The organism is Variovorax fucosicus (assembly GCF_030316825.1).
GTDB lineage: Bacteria > Pseudomonadota > Gammaproteobacteria > Burkholderiales > Burkholderiaceae_C > Variovorax > Variovorax fucosicus.
Genome location: NZ_JASZYU010000002.1, coordinates 79,683 through 103,109, shown reverse-complemented (window position 1 = coordinate 103,109; position 23,427 = coordinate 79,683). Strand labels below are relative to the sequence as shown.

Below are 23,427 nucleotides of genomic sequence, written 5' to 3'. Positions count from 1 at the left end.
GTCAGTTCTTGCGCGGCGCACTGCGATGCAGTTCGACCAGCCGCCCCACCTTGTCGAGCCAGGCCTGCACCTCGTCCAGCGCAGCGACGGCTTCGTCCCAGCTGGTTTCGACGAAGCGGATGCGGCTGCCGATCGGCGCCTGGCCGAGGCGCCAGAGATCGGCCTCGATCACGGTGCCGAACTTGGGGTAGCCACCCGAGGGCTGGGCGTCGCGCATCTGGATGATGGGCTGCCCGCTGTGGGGCACCTGGATCACGCCGGGCACGATGCCGTGCGAGCGCATTTCCATCGCTGCGAGCGGTCGCAGCGCCTCTCCCGCCAGCCGATAGCCGTAGCGATCGCTCTGCGCGGTGATCTTCCATTCGCCAGCCCAGAACGCGGCGCGCGAGGCCTCTTCGAACCCCTGGTACTCGGCCGCCGGCAGCACCCGGACAGCCGGCACGCCGTCCACCTGAAGCGGCAGGGTCAGCGCAGGTGGGACGAGGCCGAAGCCGGTCGCGCAGGCCCGGCCGGCACCGGCGGCCCGCAGCACGTCGCCCCGGCGCAGCGCACGCCCCTCATGGCCACCGAAAGCGCCGCGCAGCTGGGTGCTGCGCGAGCCCAGCACCACCGGCACATCCACCCCTCCGGCCAGGCACACCATGGCGCGGCTGCCGCGCTGCGCACCACCTTGCGGCAGGCCCAGCGTCAGCACCTGGCCGGCGCGCGCCTGGTGCGCCCACCAGGGCATCAGGGGCTGCGCGTCCAGCCGCGCCGCGCAATCGGCACCGGTCAGCGCGAACGCACAGTCTTCGCCGAAGCGCAGCTTGAACGGAAAGACCGGCACTTCGATGGCCGCCGCATCGGCATCGTTGCCCAGCATCAGGTTGCCGGCCGCCAGCGCCAGCTTGTCCATGGCGCCCGACGTGCCGACGCCCCAGCGCAAACTGCCGGTGCGCCCCGGATCCTGCACCGTGGCGAGCGCGGAGGACGAAAGGACTTCGATCATCGGACGACCCTTTCGACCCTGAAACGGATCATGTCGCCCGGCTGCAGCAGCGCAGGCGGATCTTGCGCGGGATCGAAGAAGGACATCGACGTGGTTCCGATCGTGTTCCAGCCGCTGGGCCCGGCCGACGCCGAAACACCCGTCTGCGCGCCGCCGATCGACACAGCGCCGCCCGGAATGCTGAGCACCGGCACCTTGCGGCGCGGCGTCGCGATGCGCGGGTCCATGCCGCCCAGATAGCAATAGCCGGGATGGCTGCCCAGCGCATACACCGGATAGGTCGGCCCGCTGTGCAGCGCGACGATCTCTTCCACGCTGAGCCCGGTGTGCGACACCACGTCGGCCATGTGCGGCCCGCCCTCGCCGCCGTAGACCACCGGGAGCTCGACCACGCGTCCTTCGAGCGGCAGCGCAACCGCTGCGTCCCAAGCCACGTACAGGCGCGCCTCCAGCGCATCCAGCGCCTGCGTGGTGCGCGGCGGCTGCGTAAAGGTCAGCATGAGGTTGTTCATGCCCGGCACGGCTTCGCACACCTCGGGCCAGCCCTGGGTCTCGCGCGCCAGCGCCCAGATCCGCTGCTGCGATGAAAGCGCGAGCTCGCCGGGCGCCTCGAACAGCAGCGCCGTGGTTCCAAGCAGGCTCACGGATGGGAGGAGCGCCATCATGCTGCGCCGCGCTGCTGCAACCAGCGCTCCAGGTGGTGGATGTCGACGCCGCCGTTGGCAAAGCCTTCGTCGGCCAGGATCTCGCGGTGCAGTTGCAGGTTCGTCGAGATGCCCTCGACCCGCATCTCGGCCAGCGCGATGCGCATGCGGTCGAGCGCATCCGTGCGCGTGCTGCCCTGCACGATGAGCTTGGCGATCATCGAGTCGTAGTACGGCGGCACACGGTAGCCGGCGCTGGCGTGGGAGTCCACGCGCACACCGAAGCCGCCGGGTACCTGCCAGCCGGTGATCTGCCCCGGCGAGGGCGCGAAGGTGACGGGGTGCTCGGCATTGATGCGGCATTCGATCGCATGGCCGTGGCAGCGCACGTCGGCCTGCCCGAACGCCAGCCGCTCCCCGCGCGCCACGCGCAACTGCTGCTGCACGATGTCGATGCCGGTCGTCATCTCGGTCACCGGATGCTCCACCTGCAGGCGGGTGTTCATCTCGATGAAGTAGAACGCACCTCGCTCGTACAGGAACTCGAAGGTGCCGACGCCGCAGTAGCCGATCTGCCGGCACGCGGCAGCGCAGCGCTCGCCGACCTCCGCGATCAACGCCTCGTCGATGCCCGGCGCGGGCGCCTCCTCGATCACCTTCTGGTGGCGGCGTTGCAGCGAGCAGTCCCGGCTGCCGAGCCAGACCGCGTTGCCGTGGCTGTCGGCCAGCACCTGGATCTCGACATGCCGCGGATGCAGCAGGAATTTTTCGATGTAGACCTCGGGGTTGCCGAAGGCGTGGAGCGCTTCCTCGCACGTCAGCGCCATCGCGTCGAGCAGCGCATGCTCGTCGTGCACCACCCGCATGCCGCGGCCGCCGCCACCGCCGGCGGCCTTGACGATCACCGGATAGCCGACTTCGCGCGCCAGGGCCTGGATCGCGGCCGCGTCTTCCGGCAGCCCTTCGTCCGGCCCGGGCACGCAGGGCACGCCGGCTTGGCGCATCGCGCGCTTGGCCGCCACCTTGTCGCCCATGGTGCGGATGCAGGCCGCGCTCGGGCCGACGAAAACCAGGCCGGCGCGCTCGACCCGTTCAGCGAAGCCCGCGTTCTCCGAGAGAAAACCGTAGCCCGGATGGATGGCCTGGGCACCACTGACCTCGGCGGCGAACAGGATCGCAGACTGGTCGAGGTAGCTTTGCTTCGACGCCGCCGGGCCGATGCACAGCGCCTGGTCGGCCTGCGCCACATAGCTCGCGTCGCGGTCGGCCTCGGAATGAACCACGACGGTCTTGATGGCGAGGCCGCGGCACGCACGCTGGATGCGCAGTGCAATTTCCCCTCGGTTGGCGATCAGGACGGTATCGAACATGGCCATCGATCTCACTCGAGGCGGAACAGCGGCTGGTCGGCTTCGACCTCCTGCCCCGAATCGACCAGCACCGCCTGCACCGTGGCGTCGCGCTCGGCACGCACTTCGTTGAACACCTTCATGGCCTCGATCACGCACAGCGTCTGGCCGGCCGTCACGGCCTGGCCGGCCTGCACGTAGGGCGGGTCGCCGGGCCGGGGCTGCAGATGAACCACGCCGTACAGCGGGGCCCGGCACACTGCGGGGCCGGGCGTTTCAGGCTGGGGCGCCTGCGGCGCGGACGCCACGTTCGCCATGGCCGTTTCGCGCCGAACCGGCGTCGCGGCCAACGCGGAATGCCTGACCAGTCGGAGCGAACAGCCGTTCTCGCTGTATTCCAGCTCGGACAGATCCGACGCGGCCAGGGCGTCGATGAGCGTCTTGATTTGATCCTGATTCATGCCGGGCCCGTCTTTGGCGACAGAACATCCTGGTGGCCGACGCATTCGGAGAACACGTGACGGCAGGCATGAAAGGTAACGGCCCTGGGCGCCAAAGCCCAAGACGGATTGGCTGTGCCGCGATAAGGGCGGCTTATGACAACGCGGTCAACTCGGGCGCGGGTGTCGACGGAACCGCTCCGGCCAGGTCGACGACCAGCTCGAGCAGGATGCTTTTCACCGCCTGCGCCGGCTCGGACAGGGGCAGGTGGTCCGACTGGCACAGTGCGAGCGGCGCCTCGATCACCGGATCGACGATGGCGAACTGCCATGCGCCGCAGGCCGCCACCACTTCGCGCGCCATCGAAGCCGGCAGGATGGTGGAGCCCAATCCGTCGGCGATCGCGGCGGTCAGGGTGAAGGCCGATTCGATCTCCGCCACCACGCGCGGCACCATGCCGGCCCGCACGAAGGCCGCATCGACCAGCTTGCGCACCACGTTGTAGGGACGCGGCAGCAGCAGCTCGATCTCGCGCAGGTCAACGAGCCTCACCGGCTCGGCCGGCGGTGGCGTGGTGGCCGGCCCGACCAGGTAGAGCGGCTCGTTGAGCAGGGGCAGGAAGGACAGGCCGTGGATGGCCTTGTCGCCATAGAGCACGGCCAGGTCCATGCGCCCATTCATGATGAGTTCGCTGAGCGTCGTGCCGTAGTTCTCGTTCAGGTAGAGCAGGATGCCGGGATGCCGGGCACGCACGGTGCGCAGCAGCGGCAGCGACAGTGCGGAGGCCGCAGTGCCCGGCGCCAGCCCGACTGACACCTGGCCCGACAGGCCTTCGCCAGCCGCTTCCATGTCCACGCGGGCCTGCTCGCACTGGCGCAAGATGATCTGGGCGTGCCGGTACAGCACCTTGCCGGCTTCAGTGGGCGTCACGCCGCGCTTGGTGCGCACCAGCAATTGCTGGCGCACCTCGCCTTCGAGCGTGGCGAGCTGCTGGCTCAGCGCGGGCTGCGCAATGAAGAGCACCTCGGCGGCCTGCGTCAGGCTGCCGATATCGACGATCTTCACGAAATATTTGAGGCGTCGGAGGTTCACGCCTTGTCTCCATGCAAAAGGCGAGCCTAGCACTGGGCTACTGGGGCGCCTAGATGCGATGTGTCCGGGGGGGCGGTGGCGGGCGGTGCTGGTTGCTCCCTTTGCCGTCGAACACCCACCAAGCCCGTCCCAACGAGCAGAGCTGGCGCGCCACCATAAGCTCTCCCTATCGAACCAGAGCGATCTCGTCTTGGCCGAGGCGGCGTGATGTGCGTACCGTTGCGCTTCGTGCATCCAGCAGCAGTCCAAGGAAGATCCGTGACCCCCTCCCGCATCGCCGCCCGCGTACGGCGCATCAAGCCTTCACCCAGCACCTCCGCCGCGGACCGTGCCAACGAGTTGCGCCGGCAGGGCAAATCGATCGTCAACCTGGTCGTGGGCGAACCCGACTTCGACACCCCGGCGCACATCCGGCGCGCCGCCGCCGAAGCAATGGACAAGGGCGCAACGCGCTACACGCTGATGGCCGGCACGGTCGAGCTGCGCCAGGCCATCGTCGCCAAGCTGCAGCGGGAGAACGGCTTGACGTACGCGATGAACGAGATCATCGCCACCAGTGGCGCCAAGAGCGCGATCTACAACGCCTTCGCCATCACGCTGGAGCCGGGCGACGAGGTCATCATCCCCGCGCCCTACTGGGTGTCCTACCCCGACATGGTGCTCGCCTGCGAGGGCGCACCCGTCATCGTTGCCTGCCCCGAGGCCAATGGCTTCAAGCTCGCGCCGGCCCAGCTGGAGGCCGCCATCACGCCGCGCACGCGCTGGCTGCTGATCAACTCGCCGAGCAATCCCACGGGCGCGAGCTACACGGCCGACGAATACCGGGCGCTGGCAGAGGTGCTGAAGCGGCATCCGCATGTGATGGTGATGACGGACGACATCTACGAACACATCCGCTTCGACGGCCAGCCCACGCCGCACATCCTGGCGGTCGCGCCCGCCCTGCGCGAGCGAACGCTGGTCGTGAACGGCGTCTCCAAGACCTATGCCATGACCGGCTGGCGCATCGGCTACGCGGCAGGGCCTTCGGACCTGATCACGGCCATGGACACCCTGCTCTCGCAGTCCGCCGGCAACTGCTGTTCGATCAGCCAGGCCGCCGCCGCCGCCGCGCTCAACGGCGACCAGAGCTTCGTGGCCGAGAGCGTGGTGGTCTACAAGCAGCGGCGCGACCGCACGCTCGCACTCATCAATGCGATCCCGGGTCTCGCCTGTGCCACGCCACCTGGCGCCTTCTACCTCTACATCCGCTGCGCCGGCCTGATCGGCAAGACCACGCCCGCGGGCAAGCGCATGGATGAAGACGGCGACGTGGTGATGTACCTGCTGGAAAACGCCGGTGTGGCCACCGTCGCGGGCACCGCCTACGGCCTCTCGCCCTACTTCCGCCTCTCGATCGCCACCTCGATCGAAAACCTCGAAGAAGGCTGCGCGCGGATCGCGCGTGCCGTGGCCGAGCTGCGCTGAGCGCACGAACCATCGCCTCCACCAAGGACAACCCATGCCCTACAAAGCCATCCGCAAGAACCCCTCGGCCGCGCCGGTCGACCCGAAGATCCTGGCCGCACTGCGCGAGCTGCCTGTTGCCGCGCTGAGCGACAACATGCATCGCAACATCGGCACCACGGGCCTGCAGCCCTACCACCTCCCCGTCACGGCAACCATGGCTGGCACGGCCGTCACGGCGCGCTCGCGTGGCGGTGACAACCTCACGTATCTGCGCGCCCTCGAGTTCTGCCGCCCCGGCGACGTGCTGGTGATCGATGCCGGCGGCATTCTCAACAACGCGGTGGTCGGCGGCATCCTGTCTTTCTACGCCGCCCACATCGGGGTCGTGGGCGTGGTGGTCGACGGGGCGATCCGCGACGTGGCCGAAATCCGGGCTCGCGAGTTTCCGGTCTACGCGCGCGGCGTCACCCATCGCGGCCCGTACAAGGACGGCCCGGGCGAGATCAACGTGCCGGTGTCCGTCGGTGGCATGGTGGTCAACCCGGGCGACATCGTGGTCGGCGACCAGGATGGCCTGATGGCGTTCTCGCCGGACGAGGCCGAACTGCTGATCAAGCAGGCACGCGCCCACCTGGAGACCGAAGCCGAGACGATACGGGCCATGAAGGAAGGTCGATGGGATCGATCCTTCATCGACGCGCTCGAGGCCCGCTGCCCGAACTAAACCAGCACGCGCTGCAGCCACTTTCCGAGTTCGGCGATCTCCTCCATGCACACCGAGTGCTCCATCGGGTACATGTGCCAGTCGACCGCATAGCCGAGCGCGGTGAGCGCATCGCGCGAGGCGGTGGCGCGGGCGATCACCACGACGCCGTCGCGCTGGCCATGGCCCATGAAGATCGGCACATCGCGGTTCGCCTCGCTGCGTTCGGCGGCGGTACTGGCGGCCAGCGGCAGGTAGCCCGAGAGCGCGACGATGCCGGCCAGCCGTTCGGCATGGCGCAACCCGGTCAGCAGCGCCATCGCGCAGCCCTGCGAGAAACCGGCGACGACGATGCGATTCGCGGGAACGCCACGCGCCTTCTCGGCGGCGATCAGTCCTTCGATGGCGGCCATCGAGCGCCGCAGGCCGGCCTCGTCCTCGCGCTTGACCAGGTCGGCACCATAGATGTCGTACCAGGCCGGCATCGGATAGCCGTTGTTGATGCTGACCGGCATCACCGGCGCATTGGGGAACACGAAGCGCACCGGGCCGATGGCGCCGAGATCGAGCTCGTTGCAGATCGGCACGAAGTCGTTGCCGTCGGCGCCGAGGCCGTGCATGAGGATGACCGAAGCGGTCGGGTTCGGGCCGGTTTCGATTTCGATGGGAGCGAGTGACATGGACACTGGGCCTTGTTGAAAAGTGGTCGGAGGATGCCCGATTTTGACCGCGCAGTGCCGGCGTGCCGGCTGACGATGCCACGCGCGCCACGGTGCCACACTTGGGCCATGTCCCACCCTTCCGACACAGCCCCGCTGGTTTCCGTCAAGTTCTCGGGCGTCGTGCTGGTCTGCGGCGATTGCGAGGAACGCAGCAGCGGTCCAAAAAAGCTGCGCGCACGGGAAGTCCGCAAGGAACTCAAGCACCAGCTCGGCGACACGCGCTTCAAGCTGCGCGTGGTCGAGTCGTCCTGCCTCGGCCTCTGTCCGAAAAAGGCGATGGCGCTGGTGGCCATCGGCGCGAACGCGCCCCCGCTGGCGGCCGAAGTCCACAACGAAGCCGATGTTTCCGCCTTCGCGTCCCACCTGACGACATCCTTCCGATAGCGTGGCCGACCCGGTTCTCTACTCCTTTCGCCGCTGCCCCTACGCCATGCGGGCGCGCTTCGCGCTGGTGGTGAGCGGCCAGCGCTGCGAGTTGCGCGAAGTGCTGCTGCGCGACAAGCCGCCCGAGTTGCTGGCCGCGTCGCCCAAGGGCACGGTGCCGGTGCTGGTCGATGTGGACGGCACGGTGATCGACCAGAGCCTTGACATCATGCGCTGGACCTTGCTGCGGCGTGACCCCGCGCGCTGGATGCAGCCCGAGCGCGGCAGCGTCGACGACATGCTGGCGCTCATCGCCGCATGCGATGGCGATTTCAAGCAGCAGCTCGACCGCTACAAGTACCCGAACCGCTTCGAAGGCGCCGACGCTGCAGCGCATCGTCTGAACGGTGCCCACTTTCTGGAAGACCTGAACGAGCGCCTGGCGCGCACGAGTCACCTGTTCGGCAACCGCCCTGCGCTTGCCGACATGGCGATCGCGCCGTTCGTGCGCCAGTTCGCGCAGACCGACATCGGCTGGTTCGAGCTGCAGCCCTGGCCCGCGCTGCGCGCCTGGCTCGGCGCGTTGGTGGAATCGGCGGTGTGGGTGAGCGCCACCCACAAGTACCCGGCGTGGAAATCCGGTGAAGCCGGCGTCGCGTTTCCGCCGGCCTGAGCACCGCGCCGGAAATCAGGGCTTGGCTGCGAGGTCGCGGCAGCGCTGGAGATTGGCGTCGAAGCGCGGCGCCAGGCCCGGCTCGCACACTTCGCCTTTTGGCATCAGCCGGCACAACCCGACGATCGCGAAGTCGCTCACCGCCTCGGTGCAGCTGGCATAGCGTGCCAGCGCAGGGTTCGCGCGCGTCTTGAAGCCCCAGTTTTCCGAAAACTCCAGCGTTCGCCCCATCGCCGCTTCGAAGTAGTCGCGATCGCGGGCAGCCACGGCCGCCTCCATCTGCGGCAGTTCCGCACCCAGAAAGGACGTGGCCGCGGCGGGAAACTGGTCGGCGGCTGTGGGCTGCGCAGTGGCATGGCCCGCCAGTGCGGCGGCAATCGACAACGCAACGCGGGAGGCAGTTCGACAGGCGGTTCGGTTCATGGGGTCTCGGCTCGGTGGCATGCCCGGCATTGTCCAACAGGTCGCCGCCGCCCCGGGCTATCGCTACGATGCGGCTGGCGCCTCACCCTTCTTTCAACACCGGCGCCGAGGAGACCACCCATGCAGCCTCATCGATTCGGCCCGCTCGCGGCCCTGACATTTGCCGTACTCGCCACCGCCTGCACCGGCATGGGCCAGCGAACGCCACCACAGCGCGAGCTGATGATCGTGGCCAACGACGAGAAGCAGGCCTGGGACGACACCGGCAAGGTCATCCTCGGTGCGCCGGGCAAGGATACGGTGCAGATCCTCGACATCGGCACCGATCCGCTCGCGCCCAAGTCGGTTGGCTCGCTCGAGCTGCCGAACACGATCGCAGGGCCGCCGACCAACCTCGCGATCACGCCCGGCGAAACGCTGGCGCTGGTGGCCAACTCGGTCAACGTGGTGGAAGAAAACGGCGTGCGCAGGCAGGTGCCGGACGACCGTCTCTTCGTCATCGACCTCACCACCACGCCGCCCAGGCTGGTCGACACGCTGCGCATCGGCAAGCAGCCTTCGGGCCTGTCCATCAACAAGGCCGGCAACCTGGCGCTGGTGGCCAACCGCGCCGACAACTCCATCAGCGTGCTGCGCATCGCGGGCAAGCAGGTGACGCTGATCGACACGGTGGCCATCGGCGAATCGGTGGCGCATGTGCGCTTTACGCCCGACGGCAAGCGCGCGCTGGCGGCCAAGTTTCCCAACCACAAGATCGCGCTGCTCGACGTCAACGGCGAGAAGGTCACCTACAACAAGGTCGACTTGGCCGCGGGGCTCTGGCCGTACAACGTGGACGTGACGCCAGATGGCAAGCTCGCCCTGACCGCCGACAACGGCAACTCAGGGGCAGCCGACGGCCAGGTCGACACAGTGAGCGTGATCGACCTCGAAGCCAATCCACCGCGCGTGGTCGACAAGGTGGTGGTCGGCGACGGTCCCGAAGGCCTGGCCGTGAGCCCGACCGGCAGGCATGCCGTGGCGGTGCTGCTGCGCGGCAGCAACGCGGCGAAGAGCGCGTTCTTCTACAACCGCAACGGCTCGGTGGTGCTGCTCAGGATCGATGGCAAGAAGGTCACGCGCGGCAACGAGGTCGAAGTGCGCGGCCTGCCCGAAGGCGCGGTGTGGAGTGCCGACGGCAAGTACCTCTATGTCGGCAACTTCATCGACCAGGACATTACGATCCTGCGCCTGGACGGCGACGCGCTGGTGTCCACCGGCAAGTCGTTCGCCTTGCAGGGGCACCCCGCATCGATGCGGGGGCGGGTGACGCACTGACGCGTCAGAACTGTGCCTTTGCAAATTCACTGGGCCAAAAATGCGCTTTCCTGCCGACACCCCCACGCTGCATTCCCCTGACGAAGACCCGCATCTGTGGCTGGAGCAGATCGACGACCCGGCCACCGCAGCCTGGGCCGATGCGCAGACCGCGCGCACCTTGGCGGCATTCGGGGACGCCGCCTTCGAACGCGACCGCGACGCGCTGGCCGCCATCTACGACCGCGACGACAACATTCCGATGGTCACGCGGCGCGGCGGGCTGCTGTTCAACTTCTGGAAGGACGCGGCGCATCCGCGCGGCCTCTGGCGCACCACCACGCTGGAGCGGCTGGTCGCCGGCGCGCCCCGGTGGGAGGTGCTGCTCGACCTCGACGCGCTGGCCATCGCCGAGAGTGAGGATTGGGTCTGGGCGGGTGCCGGCACGCTGCCGCGCACGCACGACCGCGCCATGCTGCGTCTGTCGCGCGGCGGCGGCGATGCCGTGGTGCTGCGCGAGTTCGACATCCCGGCACGCGCCTTTGTCAGCGGCGACCAGGCGTTTGCACTGCCGGCCTCCAAGAGCGCGATCGACTGGCTCGACCGCGACACCCTGCTGCTGAGTTCGCCGCTCGGCGACGGCCACGCCACGCGTTCGGGCTACGCACGCACGGTGCGGCTCTGGCGGCGCGGCACCGACCCGGCGCAGGCCCCGGTGCTGTTCGAAACGGCAGCCGCGCACATGGCCGCCGGTGCACAGGCCGGGCGCACGGGCGCGCGGGAACGCGTCTGGTTCGTCGCCCGCGAGGACTTCCAGAACGTCGTCATATGGATGGGCGACCGCCGGGGCCCTCGCACACGCATCGAGGTGCCGACCGATGCGCTGGTCGAGATCTACGAAGACTGGCTGGTGCTGCGCTTGCGCAGCGACTGGACGGTGGACGGCGCCTGCTGGCGCGGCGGCTGCGTGCTCGGCATCGGGCTAGACGCCTTCCTGGGCGGCAGCCGCGCGCTGACGCCGCTGTTCGAGCCGGCCGCGCGGCGCGCGGTGCAGGGCTTCTACTGGACGGGCGGGCAACTGCTGCTGTCCATCCTCGACAACCTGCGGCCCGTGTTCGAGCGCTGGACGCCTGCGCCCGGCAGTTGGGACCGCACATCCGTTGCCGGGCTGCCCGACAGCGGCACCGCCTACCTCTGGCCGCTGGACGCCTGCGAAGAGGAATCGAACGGCGATGCACTGGCGATGTGCCAGGGCCCCCTCACGCCCGAGTCGCTGTATTTGCTGCCCGCCGGGGCTGCCAGCCCACAACTGCTGCAGCGCGCACCCGAGCGCTTCGACACCCGCGGGCTGGTGGTCACCCGGCACGAGGCGATCTCGTCAGACGGCGTTGCCATCCCCTACGTCCAGACCGGGCCTGCGGGCGCGGCCGGCGACGCGCCGGTGCACCTCTACGGCTACGGCGGCTTCGGCATTTCGATGCTGCCCGGCTACAACGCGTCGATCGGCAAGCTCTGGCTCGAGCGCGGCGGCGTCTCCGTGGTGGCGCAGATCCGCGGCGGCGGCGAGTTCGGCCCGGCCTGGGAAGAAGCCGGCCGGCGCGCCGGCAAGCGCCAGTCGCACGACGACTTCGCGGCCGTGGCGGCCGACCTGGTGCGCCGCGGCGTCACCGTGCCCAAGCGGATCGCGGCCGAGGGCGGCTCCAACGGCGGCCTGCTCGTCACCAACATGCTGACGCGCTACCCCGACCGTTTCGGCGCGTTGTTCTGCACCATTCCGCTGGTCGACATGCGGCGCTACACGAAGCTGCTGGCCGGTCCGAGCTGGGTGGCCGAATACGGCGACCCCGACATCGCGGACGACTGGGCCTTTCTGCAGCACCTGTCGGCCTACCACTGCGCCGAGCCGGGCCGCAGCTATCCGCCGATCCTGCTGGCCAGCAACCGCCGCGACGACCGCGTGCACCCGGCCCATGCACGCAAGATGACGGCCAAGTTGCAGGCGATCGGCCAGCCGGCCTGGCTCTACGAGCTCGATGCCGGTGGCCACGCCTACGGCAAGAACAACGCCGAGCGCGCGGCGTTCACGGCGCTGGGGTACGGTTTCCTGCGGCGGTCGATCGGCTGGGCGTGAAGCTTCTATCGCATCTGCTAAAAGGTCGGCCCATGGCCCAACTTTTTTCCAACAGCTCGCAGATGCTGGTGCGCGGCATCGCCTGCATCGTCATCGGCGCCGCGGTGCTGCTCGCGCCTTACTTTCTGCAATCGCCGGGTTACCGCGAGATGGTCGGCGGCGCGCAGCTCGCCGGCTGGTTCGGCATCGTGCTGGGCGTGGCGCTGGTGGTGGTCGATCTGGTCAAGCGCGCAAAGCGGCGCTGAACGCGCGCGGTTCGAAGCGGGCTCAGCCCTTCTTCTTCAGCACCTTCTTCACCAGCTCGACCGCGCCCAGCACCACGGCGCCCGCCGCGATGCCGACGACGGCGTCGATCCCCATCGAGCCCAGCGTGCCGAACAGCCCGCCGACGCCTGCGGCCCAGGCTTCGACCGCATGGCCGAAGGCCGGCACGCCGTGCACCAGGATCTGGCCGCCGACCAGGAACATGGCGGCCGTGCCGGCCACCGACAGCGCCTTCATGAGCCAGGGTGCGAACGCCAGGATGCCGCGGCCCAGCGCCTGCTGTGCCGCGCTCGCGCGCCGGCTCAGCCACAGGCCCGCGTCGTCGAGCTTGACGATGCCGGCGACCAGGCCATAGACGCCGATCGTCATGATGAGTGCGATGCCGGTCAGCACCGCCACCTTGGTGCCGAAGGGTTGCCCGGCCACGGTGCCGAGCGTGATCACGATGATTTCGGCCGAGAGGATGAAGTCGGTGCGGATCGCACCCTTGACCTTCTCCTTTTCGACCGCCACCACGTCGACCGTCGGATCGGCAACGGCGGCGACGTGCTGCCTGACCTCGGCATCGTGCTCGTCCTTGTGCAGGAACTTGTGAGCGAGCTTTTCGACGCCCTCGAAGCACAGGAACGCACCGCCGACCATCAGCAGCGGCGTCACGGCCCAGGGCAGAAAGGTGCCGATCAGCAGCGCGGCCGGCACCAGGATCGCCTTGTTGACGAATGAGCCCTTTGCCACCGCCCACACCACGGGCAGCTCGCGGTCGGCCTTGACGCCTGACACCTGCTGCGCGTTGAGCGCCAGATCGTCGCCCAGCACGCCGGCGGTTTTCTTGGCGGCGACCTTGGTGAGGATGGAGACGTCGTCCAGTACCGTGGCGATGTCGTCCAGCAGCAGGAAAAGGCTGGCCGCCATCAGGCGACGCTGCGCTTGAGGCGCACTTCCTCGATCTTCACATCGCCCAGCATCGAGGTCTTGGCGGTTTTCATCTCGCGCTTGAAGCCAGCCAGCTCGTGGAAGCGCAGCGCGCGGTCGTTGCGCAGCGGCACCCAGATCGTGACGACGGTGCAACCCTCTTCTTCGAGGCCATCGCGTGCGGCATCCCAGAGCGCAACGCCCACGCCCTTGTCCCAGTGCTCGGGCTTGACGTAGATGGCCCAGATCTCGCCCGTGGTGGACGGCGTCTTGGGGTCGCGCGAGCGGTCGAAGCCGACGAAGCCGACGATTTCGCCGTCGAGCTCGGCCACATGAACCTGCGGCTCGCTGAACTCGATGGCTTCGCGCCATTTCGCTTCACGGGTGCTGGGCGCGAGCGCGCGCAACTGGTCTTCGGGCAGTAGGCCCTCGTAGGCGGCACGGGCGGCAGCGGCGTGGACTTCGGCGACGGCGCGCGAGTCGCTCATTTCGGCGGGGCGGACTTGGTAATCGGACATGGCAGGCTTGAATCAACAACAGACGGAATCGGGGGCGTATTGTCGCCGCGCCGCTAAACTGCGCAGTTCGCAAACCCCTGCATTCACTCGGAGTTCACCATGGCCAAAGGTCAGCAGAAAACCAACAAGGAAGCCAAGAAGCCCAAGAAGGACACTTCGCCCCCCAAGCCGATCGCCGGCGGCGAGTTGATCCGTCCGACCGTGACGACGGCGGTCATTCCGCGTGGCAAGCTCAAGAACAAGTGAGCTTGCGTTGAGCGCGCCCGCTGCTCCGGGAGCCGTGCCGAGCCAGGCACGCAATCCCCTGCACGGGTTGACGCTGGAGGCCATCGTCACGGCGCTGGTGGCGTACTACGGCTGGGCCGGCCTGGGCGAACGCATCGCGCTGCGCTGCTTCACCAGCGACCCCAGCATCTCGTCCAGCCTCAAGTTTCTGCGCAAGACGCCTTGGGCGCGCGAGAAGGTCGAGAGTCTCTATCTCTTCATGCTGCGCGACCAGCGGCGCAACCGGCTCACGGAGCCGGGTGATGTGTGACTGAAGCGGCCGCGCCGCTGTCGGTGCGCATCGAGCCGTTGGGCTACACCTTCGAGGCCGCGCCCGGTGAGACGCTGCTGCAGGCGGGCCTGCGCGCCGGCATCGAACTTCCGACAAGTTGCCGCAACGGCACCTGCCGTACCTGCCTCTGCCAGCTTGTGAGCGGCAGCGTGCGCTATCAGATCGACTGGCCCGGGGTCAGTGCCGACGAAAAGGCCGAGGGCTGGATCCTGCCCTGTGTGGCCGAGCCGGTCAGTGACGTGTTGCTCGACGTGCCGTTTGCTTATGCGCTGAGCTGAAGGTTCCGGTTCGGATCCGGTTTCGATTTCGGGGCGCAGTTTGGGGCGCGTTTCAGGGTGGGCCGCTGGCGGCGGGTGGCCCCTTCCGCGAATGTCCCCCGGGCTTCGCCCTCCTCCTTTATTTCGCTGCAGGGGCCACCCACCACCAGCGGCCCGGGGCACGCTCTGTTTATTCGGCGCGAACCGGTCACGCCGCTTCCAGGATCAGGGCGGTGGGGCACGCTGCGCAGCGAAATAAAGGAGGAGGCATCGGCCGAAGGCCGATGCCGGGGGACATTCGCGGAGCAGCGTGCCCCGCCGCCCTGATCCCGCCCTGAAGCCGCAGCGCTCAGCTCTTCTGACCGACGATCCGGTCACGCTGCGCCAGCGACGGAAAGAGCCTGAACCAGGCCACCGCCACCAGCACCGTGCCGACCCCACCCGCCACCACGGAGCCAACCGGCCCAAGCAATGCCGCAGTAGCACCGGATTCGAACTCGCCGAGCTGATTGCTGGCCCCGATGAAGATCGAGTTGACCGCGCTCACCCGGCCGCGCATCTCGTCCGGGGTTTCGAGTTGCACCAAGGTCTGGCGGATCACGACGTTGACCATGTCGGCACCGCCCGAGACCGCCAGCACGACCAGCGACACGAGGAAACTTCGCGACAAACCGAACACCACCATGCACAGCCCGAAGGCAGCCACCGCCACCAACAGCGTGCGGCCCACATGACGTTCGATCGGGCGGCGCGTGAGCACGATCGACATCACCAGCGCGCCCACCGCCGGCGCGCTGCGCAGCAGGCCCAGGCCCCACGGGCCGGTGTGCAGGATGTCCTTGGCATAGATCGGCAGCAACGCGACGGCGCCACCCAGCAGCACCGCGAACAGGTCGAGCGACACGGCACCCAGCACCGTCTTGCGGCGCCAGATGAAGTCCACGCCGGCGAACAGCGTCTGCAGCGTGACGGGTGCCCGGGGCGGCGGCGCATGGGCATAGCGCAGCCGGGCCACCAGCACGCCGCCGGTCACGAAGAGCAGCATGCTGGCCGCGTAGACCACGCCGATGCCGGCCACGAACAGCAGCCCGCCGATGGCCGGCCCGGCAATGATCGCGCCCTGCGAGCCGGCCGAGCTGAAGGCCATGGCGCGGGGCAGCATCAGCGGCGGCACCAGCATCGGCGTGAGCGCCTGTTGCGCCGGCATCTGGAACGCGCGCACCGCGCCCAGCACCAGCGACAGGCCCAGCAGCAGCGCCCGCGAATCGCGCTGCGCATAGCCGGCGGCAAGCAGCACCAGTGCGACCAGTGCCTGCACGAGAAAGCAGACCGCCACGATGCGGCCGCGATGGTGCCGGTCGACGATGTGGCCCGCATAGAGCGCGAGCAGCAGTGCCGGCACGAACTGGTAGAGCCCGACCAGGCCCAGATCCCAGGCACTGCCCGTGAGGTCGTACATGTGCCAGCCGATCGCCACCATCAGCATCTGGCTGCCGGCCGTGCCGAACAGGCGCGCCATCCACATCTGCATGAAGGGCCGCTCGCGCGTGAGGTCGGAAAAGCCGGGGGCGGCGGCAGCAGAAGCGGGCATCGCATCGAGGATAGCGCAGACCCGCCGACCTAAACTGAGCCTCCGATGATGGCCCCCCTGCACGCAATCCACGAAGACCCCGACCTGCTGGTGCTCGAGAAGCCTGCCGGCCTTCTTTGCGTACCCGGCCGCGGCGCGGACAAGCAGGACTGCCTGAGCGCGCGGGCGCAGCAACGCTGGCCCGATGCGCTGGTCGTGCACCGGCTCGACATGGCCACCAGCGGGCTGGTATTGATGGCGCGCAACCTTGCAACGCAGCGCGCGCTCGGGGACGCGTTCGCCGCGCGGCAGGTGGAGAAGCGTTACGAGGCCGTGGTCGACGGGTTGATGCCGCTGTCGGATGAATGGGCCCTGATCGACGCGCCGCTCATCGCAGACTGGCCGCGCCGGCCGCTGCAGAAGATCGATGCCGCCGGCAAGCCGAGCCAGACCCGCTGGCGCGCGCTGCGGCAACTAACGCAACAGCAGGCGACCCATGTGCTGCTGGAGCCGCTGACCGGCCGCTCCCATCAGTTGCGCGTGCATCTGGCGTCGATCGGCCACGCGATCCTCGGCGATGCGCTGTATGCGAGCGAGGCGGTGCAGGCCTGTGCTCCGCGGTTGATGCTGCATGCCACCGTGCTGGCTTTCACGCATCCGGCAACGTTGCAGGGCATGCGCTTTGTGAGCGAGGCACCGTTCTCTTGGCGCTTGACGGTTGGGCCGGCCGCTTCCAGGATCAGCCCTTGACCACCAGCACCGGCATCGTCGCGTCCTGCAGCACGCGCTGCGTCACGCTGCCGAGCAGCAGCTTCTCGATGCCGGAGCGGCCGTGCGAGCCCATCACGATCAGGTCGGCACCGATCGCGTCGGCGGTGTCGACGATGCCTTCATGCACCACGTGGCCGTCGATCACGCGCTGGTCGCTGTGCAGCCCTTCAGCTGCCAGCGCCGCCACGCCGCGTGCGAGTGCTGCATTGGCGCTGCTGGTTGCGGCGGCCAGGTATTCGTTCTGGCCCAGCGCATAGTCCGCGCCGACGCCGATGAAGGGGTAGTTGTCGATCACATGGATCAGCGTGATGCGGCTGCCGAACGCCAGGGCCAGTCCGCTGGCCTTGCTGACCGCCACCATCGAAGTCTCGGAACCGTCGATCGGAACCATGATGTGATTGAACATGACGGGCCTCCTTCACCAAAGTTGAGCCGCAGTCGGGCCAATGCCCCAATGTACCGCGCGGGTGCGTAACCGGTTGTAGGACGCGAGTCAGGCGTATCGCTCACGGGCCAGCGCCGCGCCTTGCGCGAGCGCCTGCAGCTTGCGCAATGCAATGTCGCGATCCATCGGCGCAAGGCCGCAGTTGGTGCAGGGTAACAGGCGTTCGCGCGATACGTATTGCAGTGCGGCGCCGATGGTGTCGGCCACCTGCTCGGGTGTTTCGATCTCGTCGCTCGCCACGTCGATCACGCCGACCATCACATCCTTGCCTTCGAGCAGCGCCATCAGGTGCGGCGGCACGTGGGAGTGATAGCACTCGAGGCTGACCTGGTCGATGCTGCTTTTCGCGAGCGCGGGGAACACGGTTTCGTACTGGCGCCACTCCTCGCCGAGCGTGGCCTTCCAGTCGGTGTTGGCCTTGATGCCGTAGCCATAGCAGATGTGCACGGCGGTCGTGCAGGTCAGCCCCTGCACCGCGCGCTCCAGCGCCTGCACGCCCCAATCGGCCGCCTCCTGCATATAGACGTTGAAGGCCGGCTCGTCGAACTGCACGATGTCGACGCCGTCGGCCTGCAGCGCCAGCGCCTCTTCGTTCAGGAGTTCGGCGAACGCCATTGCCATCTTGACGCGGTCGCCGTAGAAGCGGTCGGCCACGGTGTCCACGATGGTCATCGGCCCCGGCAGAGTGAACTTGATCCTGCGGTCGGTGTGAGCGCGCAGCAGTTGTGCTTCGGTCGCGTGCACGCGACCCTTCAGGCGCAACGGCGCGACCACCTGCGGCACCATCGCGTCGTAGCGGTTGTTGCGGATGCCCATCTTCACCTTGTGATCGAAGTCGATGCCTTCGACCTGCTCCAGGAAGCCGTGCACGAAGTGCTGGCGCGACTGCTCGCCGTCGCCGATCACGTCGAGGCCGGCGTCCTCCTGCGCCTTGATCCAGAGCAGCGTGGCATCGGCCTTGGCCTGCGCCAGCTCGGCGCCTTCGGCTTTCCATTGCGGCCAGAGCTTCTGTGTTTCCGAAAGCCATGCCGGCTTCGGCAGGCTGCCCGCGATGGTGGCACTGAACAATGGACGCATGCTCATGTCTCGTCTCCCTGGAATGAATGGGCGCGGCAGGTCACGACCAGCGTGTCGCGCCAACCACCCTCGCCTTCGGCCAGCGGCTGGATCGGCGTCGACTCGTGGATCACGCGTGCGTCATCGAGCAGCAGCAGGCTCCAGGGTTCGGTCATGGTGAAGCGCTCGCCGCGCCGGCCAGCGGCCTCGAACACGCGCGTTTCGCCGCCCTTGACGTTGTGGCGCCCGACCAGCGCCACCGCGACCAGGTCGACCCCGTCGCGGTGCGCGCCCTCGGGCGTGGGGCGGCCGATGCCGCCCGCGGTATCGATGCGGAACTGGTGCGCCTCGACGAACCACGCTTGCGGGCCGCGCAAGGCGCTGGCGGCCTCGGCCAGGCTGCGCATCAGCTGCTGCCAGACCGGCTGCACCACCGTGGCCGCCTCCATCGGCGCAAACCAGCGCTGCATGCCGCCATGCAGCGCGTTGTATTCCACCGGCTGCCAGTGCGCGCGGTGCGGCACCTGCTGCAGCTCATGGCCGTCCACCGTGAAGCAGGCGTGGCGCCGTTGCCGGTAGCGGCCGCCGTCTTTCAGGTAGTCGTCGGGCGGCAGTCCGTTCCAGTCGGGATGCAGCGCATCGAGTTGCGCCAGCGGCTTGCCGAGCCAGTCGGCCACGCCTTGCGGGCTCAGCACGGCATAGCCGTCTTCGCGCAGTGCGGTCTCGAGTTGGGCGGGGGAGACGAATCGGGGTGCGAAATCGGTCATCGCCAGCTCAGGGCGCGACCTTCACACCCTTCCAGAACGCCACGCGGTCGCGAATCTCTTCGGCCTCGGGCTTCGGGTCGGCGTAGTACCAGGCGGCATCGGCGTTGAGTTCGCCTTCGACCAGCAGCGAGTAGTAGCTGGCCGAGCCCTTCCAGGGGCAGGTGGTCTTGTGGTTGCTGAAGGTGACGTGATCACGGTTCAGCGCGCTCATGGGAAAGTAGTGGTTGCCTTCGATCACGACGGTGTCGTCGCTCTCGGCGATGATGGCGCCGTTCCAGGTTGCTTTCATTGGGATTCTCCGGGGCCCGCAATGTGCGGGCAGCCCTTATTGTGCCGCCGTCACCGGCAGCCAGTGCACGCTGAACAAACGCTCCGGATCCGTCCACACCGGGCCGATGCCGAAGCCGGCCTTGACGGCGAGCGTGCGCAGCCCGTCGATGCTGAACTTGTGCGAGTTCTCGGTGTGGATGGTTTCGCCCTCGGCGAACATGAAGCGCTGGCCCTGCACGTGCACGGCCTGCGCACGGCGGCTCACCAGGTGCATCTCGATGCGCTGCATGGGCGCGTTGTAGAACGCCGCATGCGAAAAGCGGTCGGGCACGAAGTCGGCATCGAGTTCGGCATTGGCGCGCTGCAGCAGGTTGAGGTTGAAAGCCGCCGTCACGCCCTGCGCGTCGTTGTAGGCCGCATGCAGCAGCGCCGGATCCTTGATCAGGTCGACGCCGATCAGCAGCCCGCCGCCATCGAGCATGCGCGCGGCACCCTGCAGAAAGGCCAGCGCTTCGTCGGGATTGAAGTTGCCCAGCGTCGAGCCCGGAAAAAAGCCGACACGGCGCCCACCGGCGGCAACCGCCGGCAGCGCGAAGGGCTGGGTGTAGTCGGCCACGATCGGCTGAACCACCAGACCCGGGCAGTCGGCCCGCAGGCGCGCTGCCGCGCCTTCGAGGTGCTCGCCCGAGATGTCGATCGGCAGGTAGCGCTGTGGCGCATGCAACGCATCGATCAGCAGGCGCACCTTGGTGAGGGAGCCAGCGCCGAATTCGACGATCTCGGCGCCCGGCCCGATGTGGTGCGCGATCTCGCCGGCGCGATCGGTCAGGATGCGCAGTTCGGTGCGCGTGGGGTAGTACTCGGGCAGCTCGCAGATGCGATCGAACAGCGCAGAGCCCGCCACGTCGTAGAAGTACTTCGGCGAAATGCTGCGGGGCCGGCGCGACAGGCCGGCCAGCAGATCCGAAGCGAAACCCGACAGGCCAACCGCCTGCCCGGCCAGCGGTGTGTCGATGGTGAAGGAGGGATTGCGCATGGTTCAGATGTCCCGCGCGAGCCGCAGCCCGCTGAATTGCCAGCGCGCGGCCGGCGGAAAGAAGTTGCGATAGCTCGGGCGCGTGTGCCCGTCGGGCGTGGCGGAACTGCCGCCACGCAGCACCAGTTGACCCACCATGAACTTGCCGTTGTACTCGGCCGCAATGCCGGGCAACGGCCGGAAGCCGGGGTACGGGTCGTACGAAGAGCGCGTCCATTGCCACACGTGGCCCGTGGCCTGCGTGAGGCCGGGCATGGTGCTGGCCACTTCCCATTCGAACTCGGTCGGCAGGCGAGCGCCGGCCCATTCGGCAAAGGCCGCGGCTTCATAGAAGCTCAATTGCGCCACGGGCAGGTGCGGCTCCAGCGGCCGCACGCCATGCACGCCGAACACCTGCCAGCCGGCTGCGTTGTGGCTGCTGCCATGCACTCCCAGGCGCGGGTCATCGGGCGCAAGCCAGTAGGCCGGGCAACGCCAGCCCTGCGCCTGCACCGCGGCCCACCCGTCCGAGAGCCAGAGATCCGGGCGCTGGTAGCCGCCGTCGGCGATGAACTGCGCATAGTCGCCGCAACTCACCAGCCGGTCGGCGATCTCGAAGGGCTGCAACAGGAGCTGGTGGCGCGGCGTCTCGTTGTCGAACGCGAAGCCCTCGCCCGCATGGCCGACCTGCGCCAGTCCGCCGGCATGCGCGAGCCAGCGCACCGGCGCGGGCAGCGCCGCCAGCCGCAGCGAGGGGCCCTGCGCCGGCCGGTAGGCCGGCAGCAGCGGGTTGCACGAGAGCGCATGCAGGATGTCGGTGACCAGCAATTCCTGGTGCTGCTGCTCGTGCTGCAGGCCGAGCGCCACGATCGGCTCGATCTGCGCCCACAGCGGCGCGCTGGCGGTGTCGAGCAGCGCCAGCACGGCCTCGTCCACATGCGCGCGATAGGCATGCACCTCGTCGACCGATGGCCGCGTCAGCAGGCCGCGCTGCGGCCGCGGATGGCGCGGGCCGAGCGCTTCGTAGTACGAGTTGAAAAGATAGTGAAAGCGGGTGTCGAACGGCGCGTAGCCGCTGGCGTGCGGCTGCAGCAGCACGGTCTCGAAGAACCAGGTGGTGTGCGCAAGGTGCCATTTGGTCGGGCTCGCGTCGGGCATCGACTGGATGCACTGGTCTTCCGGGGAAAGCGGCGCTGCCAGCGCAAGGCTGTGCGCGCGCACCGCACGGTACCGCTCGCGCAGAGTGTCCGCCGCCTGCGCGATAGGCCTGTCCAGATTCATGCGGTCTCCATTGCGGGGCAAACCGTGGTTTTAGCCGATTGCGGCGATCGCTGCTCGTAGGACAAATCCGCGGCCGCCCGGCGCTGCGGATAATCCGGCCATGAGCACATCGCCCTCCCCCGCAGCGCGTCCCCGAATCGTGATCATCGGCTGCGGCTTCGGCGGGCTCGAGGCGGCCCGCGCGCTGCAGCGGGCCGACGTCGACATCACGGTGGTCGAGAAGACCAACCACCACCTGTTCCAGCCGCTGCTGTACCAGGTGGCAACGGCCGGGCTGGCGGCGCCTTCGATCGCCGCGCCGGTGCGCCTGCTGTTCCGCAACCAGCCCAACGTCACGACGCTGCTCGGCGAGGTCGTCGACATCGCGCCCGCCACCCGCGAGGTGCAGCTCGCGAACGGAACCCGCATCGGCTACGACCACCTGATCGTCGCCGCCGGTGCCACCCATAGCTACTTCGGGCACGACGAATGGGCCGCTTCGGCCCCCGGCCTCAAGACACTGGCCGACGCCTTCGACATCCGCCGGCGCGTGCTGATGTCTTTCGAGGCGGCCGAGAACGAAGCCGACCCGGCACGGCGCCGCGCGCTGCTGACCTTCTGCGTGATCGGCGCCGGCCCCACCGGCGTCGAGATGGCCGGCACCCTGGCCGAGATCGCGCGCCACACGCTCGAGGGCGAGTTCCGCCGCATCGACCCCGGCAGCGCCGAGGTGCTGCTGATCGAGGGCGGGCCGCGCGTGCTGCAGGCCATGCCCGACAGCCTGAGCCGCAAGGCACTGGAGCAACTGGAAAAACTGGGCGTCAAGGTGCGGCTGAACGCCAAGGTGACCGCCATCGATGCCACCGGCTTGCAGGTCGAATCAGCCTCCAGCGCGGACGCGACGAGCGTGGACAGTTACCGGATCGACACCAACTGCGTGGTCTGGGCCGCCGGTGTGGCAGCGTCGCCGCTGGGGCGGATGCTGGCCAGCGCGGTCGGCGCACCGGCGTCCGACATCGACCGCGCCGGCCGTATCAAGGTGCAGCCCGACCTGAGCATTGCCGGGCACCCCGAGATCAGCGTGGTCGGCGATCTTGCGGCTGCGATGAGCCACGCGCCGGACAAGGCGCCGAAGCCCGTGCCGGGCGTGTCCCCCGGCGCCAAGCAGATGGGACGCGCCGCGGCTCGCAACGTCCTGCACCGCATCGCGGGCCGGCCGACGCAGCCGTTCCGCTACCGCGACTACGGCAACCTCGCCACCATCGGCCGCAATTCGGCCGTGGTCGACCTCGGCACGCCGCTCGGCCCGCTGCGTTTCAGCGGCCGGCTGGCCTGGCTGTTCTGGCTGTTCGCGCACGCGTACTTCCTGATCGGTTTTCGCAACCGCATCGTGGTGCTGATGGACTGGGCCAGCGCCTACTGGAGCTTCCAGCGGCACGCGCGGGTGGTGGCCGATGTGCCGGGGAAGGAAGAATCCTGATGCCGCCGGGAC

At 68.5% G+C, this 23,427-nt stretch carries 28 protein-coding genes; 12 read left to right on the top strand and 16 right to left on the bottom strand.

The window, feature by feature from the left end:
- Position 1: 1 nt before the first annotated feature.
- The 5 genes from QTI05_RS12535 to nac form a co-directional block, all read right to left on the bottom strand.
- Complete coding sequence (locus tag QTI05_RS12535; protein WP_286624732.1) at positions 2-988, bottom strand: 5-oxoprolinase subunit C family protein; 987 nt, start codon at positions 986-988, stop codon at positions 2-4.
- Entirely contained in the window at positions 985-1,653 is a 669-nt protein-coding gene (pxpB, locus tag QTI05_RS12530) for a 5-oxoprolinase subunit PxpB (protein ID WP_286624734.1), read from the bottom strand. Before pxpB ends, QTI05_RS12535 begins: the two co-directional genes overlap by 4 nt.
- On the bottom strand, positions 1,650-3,002 hold the full coding sequence (gene accC, locus QTI05_RS12525) for an acetyl-CoA carboxylase biotin carboxylase subunit (RefSeq protein ID WP_286624845.1): 1,353 nt from the start codon (positions 3,000-3,002) through the stop codon (positions 1,650-1,652). Before accC ends, pxpB begins: the two co-directional genes overlap by 4 nt.
- Positions 3,003-3,013: 11 nt before the next feature.
- Positions 3,014-3,442: an acetyl-CoA carboxylase biotin carboxyl carrier protein gene (locus tag QTI05_RS12520; protein WP_286624736.1), complete on the bottom strand. Its 429-nt coding sequence runs from the start codon at positions 3,440-3,442 to the stop codon at positions 3,014-3,016.
- Positions 3,443-3,575: 133 nt separating this feature from the next.
- Positions 3,576-4,514, bottom strand: a complete 939-nt coding sequence (gene nac / locus QTI05_RS12515) for a nitrogen assimilation transcriptional regulator NAC (protein WP_286546947.1) — start codon at positions 4,512-4,514, stop codon at positions 3,576-3,578.
- 258 nt (positions 4,515-4,772) lie between these two features.
- On the opposite strand from nac, the gene QTI05_RS12510 reads away from it, so the two are divergent.
- Both QTI05_RS12510 and QTI05_RS12505 read left to right on the top strand, forming a co-directional pair.
- Positions 4,773-5,981: an aspartate transaminase gene (locus QTI05_RS12510; RefSeq protein WP_286624738.1), complete on the top strand. Its 1,209-nt coding sequence runs from the start codon at positions 4,773-4,775 to the stop codon at positions 5,979-5,981.
- A gap of 34 nt (positions 5,982-6,015) precedes the next feature.
- Positions 6,016-6,687: an RraA family protein gene (locus QTI05_RS12505; RefSeq protein ID WP_286624740.1), complete on the top strand. Its 672-nt coding sequence runs from the start codon at positions 6,016-6,018 to the stop codon at positions 6,685-6,687.
- On the opposite strand, the gene QTI05_RS12500 is transcribed toward QTI05_RS12505, so the two are convergent.
- Positions 6,684-7,346, bottom strand: coding sequence for an alpha/beta hydrolase (locus tag QTI05_RS12500; RefSeq protein ID WP_286624742.1), 663 nt, complete (start codon positions 7,344-7,346; stop codon positions 6,684-6,686). The genes QTI05_RS12505 and QTI05_RS12500 overlap by 4 nt on opposite strands.
- A gap of 108 nt (positions 7,347-7,454) precedes the next feature.
- On the opposite strand from QTI05_RS12500, the gene QTI05_RS12495 reads away from it, so the two are divergent.
- Positions 7,455-7,772 (top strand): (2Fe-2S) ferredoxin domain-containing protein, encoded by a 318-nt coding sequence (locus QTI05_RS12495; protein ID WP_286624744.1) that lies wholly within the window; start codon positions 7,455-7,457, stop codon positions 7,770-7,772.
- Between the two features lie 46 nt (positions 7,773-7,818).
- On the top strand, positions 7,819-8,424 hold the full coding sequence (locus QTI05_RS12490) for a glutathione S-transferase (RefSeq protein ID WP_444812922.1): 606 nt from the start codon (positions 7,819-7,821) through the stop codon (positions 8,422-8,424).
- A gap of 15 nt (positions 8,425-8,439) precedes the next feature.
- On the opposite strand, the gene QTI05_RS12485 is transcribed toward QTI05_RS12490, so the two are convergent.
- A complete protein-coding gene (locus QTI05_RS12485) occupies positions 8,440-8,847 on the bottom strand; it encodes a hypothetical protein (protein ID WP_286624748.1) in 408 nt (135 codons plus the stop codon).
- Between the two features lie 120 nt (positions 8,848-8,967).
- Here QTI05_RS12485 and QTI05_RS12480 point away from each other — a divergent pair, with 120 nt between their 5' ends.
- Genes QTI05_RS12480 through QTI05_RS12470 form a run of 3 tightly spaced genes read left to right on the top strand, consistent with a single transcriptional unit; the run spans position 8,968 to position 12,519 of the window.
- Entirely contained in the window at positions 8,968-10,164 is a 1,197-nt protein-coding gene (locus tag QTI05_RS12480; RefSeq protein WP_286624750.1) for a YncE family protein, read from the top strand.
- Between the two features lie 40 nt (positions 10,165-10,204).
- A complete protein-coding gene (locus QTI05_RS12475) occupies positions 10,205-12,274 on the top strand; it encodes a prolyl oligopeptidase family serine peptidase (protein ID WP_286624751.1) in 2,070 nt (689 codons plus the stop codon).
- Positions 12,275-12,306: 32 nt separating this feature from the next.
- Positions 12,307-12,519 (top strand): hypothetical protein, encoded by a 213-nt coding sequence (locus QTI05_RS12470; protein WP_286546928.1) that lies wholly within the window; start codon positions 12,307-12,309, stop codon positions 12,517-12,519.
- 22 nt (positions 12,520-12,541) lie between these two features.
- On the opposite strand, the gene QTI05_RS12465 is transcribed toward QTI05_RS12470, so the two are convergent.
- Entirely contained in the window at positions 12,542-13,450 is a 909-nt protein-coding gene (locus QTI05_RS12465; protein ID WP_286546926.1) for a DUF808 domain-containing protein, read from the bottom strand.
- Positions 13,450-13,968 (bottom strand): GNAT family N-acetyltransferase, encoded by a 519-nt coding sequence (locus QTI05_RS12460; RefSeq protein WP_286546925.1) that lies wholly within the window; start codon positions 13,966-13,968, stop codon positions 13,450-13,452. Before QTI05_RS12460 ends, QTI05_RS12465 begins: the two co-directional genes overlap by 1 nt.
- 99 nt (positions 13,969-14,067) lie before the next feature.
- On the opposite strand from QTI05_RS12460, the gene QTI05_RS12455 reads away from it, so the two are divergent.
- The 3 genes from QTI05_RS12455 to QTI05_RS12445 are packed head-to-tail and all read left to right on the top strand — an operon-like array spanning position 14,068 to position 14,802.
- On the top strand, positions 14,068-14,214 hold the full coding sequence (locus QTI05_RS12455) for a hypothetical protein (protein ID WP_286546924.1): 147 nt from the start codon (positions 14,068-14,070) through the stop codon (positions 14,212-14,214).
- Between the two features lie 7 nt (positions 14,215-14,221).
- Complete coding sequence (locus QTI05_RS12450) at positions 14,222-14,503, top strand: VF530 family protein (protein ID WP_286546922.1); 282 nt, start codon at positions 14,222-14,224, stop codon at positions 14,501-14,503.
- A complete protein-coding gene (locus tag QTI05_RS12445) occupies positions 14,500-14,802 on the top strand; it encodes a 2Fe-2S iron-sulfur cluster-binding protein (RefSeq protein ID WP_286624752.1) in 303 nt (100 codons plus the stop codon). Before QTI05_RS12450 ends, QTI05_RS12445 begins: the two co-directional genes overlap by 4 nt.
- Before the next feature lie 328 nt (positions 14,803-15,130).
- Here QTI05_RS12445 and QTI05_RS12440 read toward each other — a convergent pair whose 3' ends face one another.
- A complete protein-coding gene (locus tag QTI05_RS12440; protein WP_444812921.1) occupies positions 15,131-16,312 on the bottom strand; it encodes an MFS transporter in 1,182 nt (393 codons plus the stop codon).
- 108 nt (positions 16,313-16,420) lie between these two features.
- Here QTI05_RS12440 and QTI05_RS12435 point away from each other — a divergent pair, with 108 nt between their 5' ends.
- Entirely contained in the window at positions 16,421-17,101 is a 681-nt protein-coding gene (locus QTI05_RS12435) for an RluA family pseudouridine synthase (protein WP_444812920.1), read from the top strand.
- Here QTI05_RS12435 and QTI05_RS12430 read toward each other — a convergent pair.
- The 6 genes from QTI05_RS12430 to egtB all read right to left on the bottom strand — a co-directional run bounded on the left by QTI05_RS12430 (position 17,091) and on the right by egtB (position 21,956).
- Positions 17,091-17,528: a universal stress protein gene (locus tag QTI05_RS12430; RefSeq protein WP_286546916.1), complete on the bottom strand. Its 438-nt coding sequence runs from the start codon at positions 17,526-17,528 to the stop codon at positions 17,091-17,093. The two genes, QTI05_RS12435 and QTI05_RS12430, sit on opposite strands and share 11 nt — an antisense overlap.
- A gap of 87 nt (positions 17,529-17,615) precedes the next feature.
- Positions 17,616-18,635 carry a methionine synthase gene (locus QTI05_RS12425; protein WP_286624846.1) on the bottom strand — a complete coding sequence of 340 codons (1,020 nt, stop codon included), beginning with the start codon at positions 18,633-18,635 and terminating at the stop codon, positions 17,616-17,618.
- An 11-nt stretch (positions 18,636-18,646) separates the two neighbouring features.
- The gene (locus QTI05_RS12420) at positions 18,647-19,396 is read right to left on the bottom strand and encodes a 2OG-Fe dioxygenase family protein (protein ID WP_444812919.1); all 750 of its coding nucleotides are present in this window, start codon (positions 19,394-19,396) and stop codon (positions 18,647-18,649) included.
- Position 19,397: 1 nt separating this feature from the next.
- A complete protein-coding gene (locus QTI05_RS12415; protein WP_286624758.1) occupies positions 19,398-19,679 on the bottom strand; it encodes a DUF427 domain-containing protein in 282 nt (93 codons plus the stop codon).
- Positions 19,680-19,715: 36 nt separating this feature from the next.
- The gene (gene egtD / locus QTI05_RS12410) at positions 19,716-20,696 is read right to left on the bottom strand and encodes an L-histidine N(alpha)-methyltransferase (protein ID WP_286546913.1); all 981 of its coding nucleotides are present in this window, start codon (positions 20,694-20,696) and stop codon (positions 19,716-19,718) included.
- Positions 20,697-20,699: 3 nt separating this feature from the next.
- Positions 20,700-21,956 (bottom strand): ergothioneine biosynthesis protein EgtB, encoded by a 1,257-nt coding sequence (gene egtB / locus QTI05_RS12405; RefSeq protein ID WP_286624760.1) that lies wholly within the window; start codon positions 21,954-21,956, stop codon positions 20,700-20,702.
- A 100-nt stretch (positions 21,957-22,056) separates the two neighbouring features.
- Here egtB and QTI05_RS12400 point away from each other — a divergent pair, with 100 nt between their 5' ends.
- Positions 22,057-23,415, top strand: coding sequence for an NAD(P)/FAD-dependent oxidoreductase (locus QTI05_RS12400; protein ID WP_286624761.1), 1,359 nt, complete (start codon positions 22,057-22,059; stop codon positions 23,413-23,415).
- The last annotated feature ends 12 nt before the right edge of the window (positions 23,416-23,427 follow it).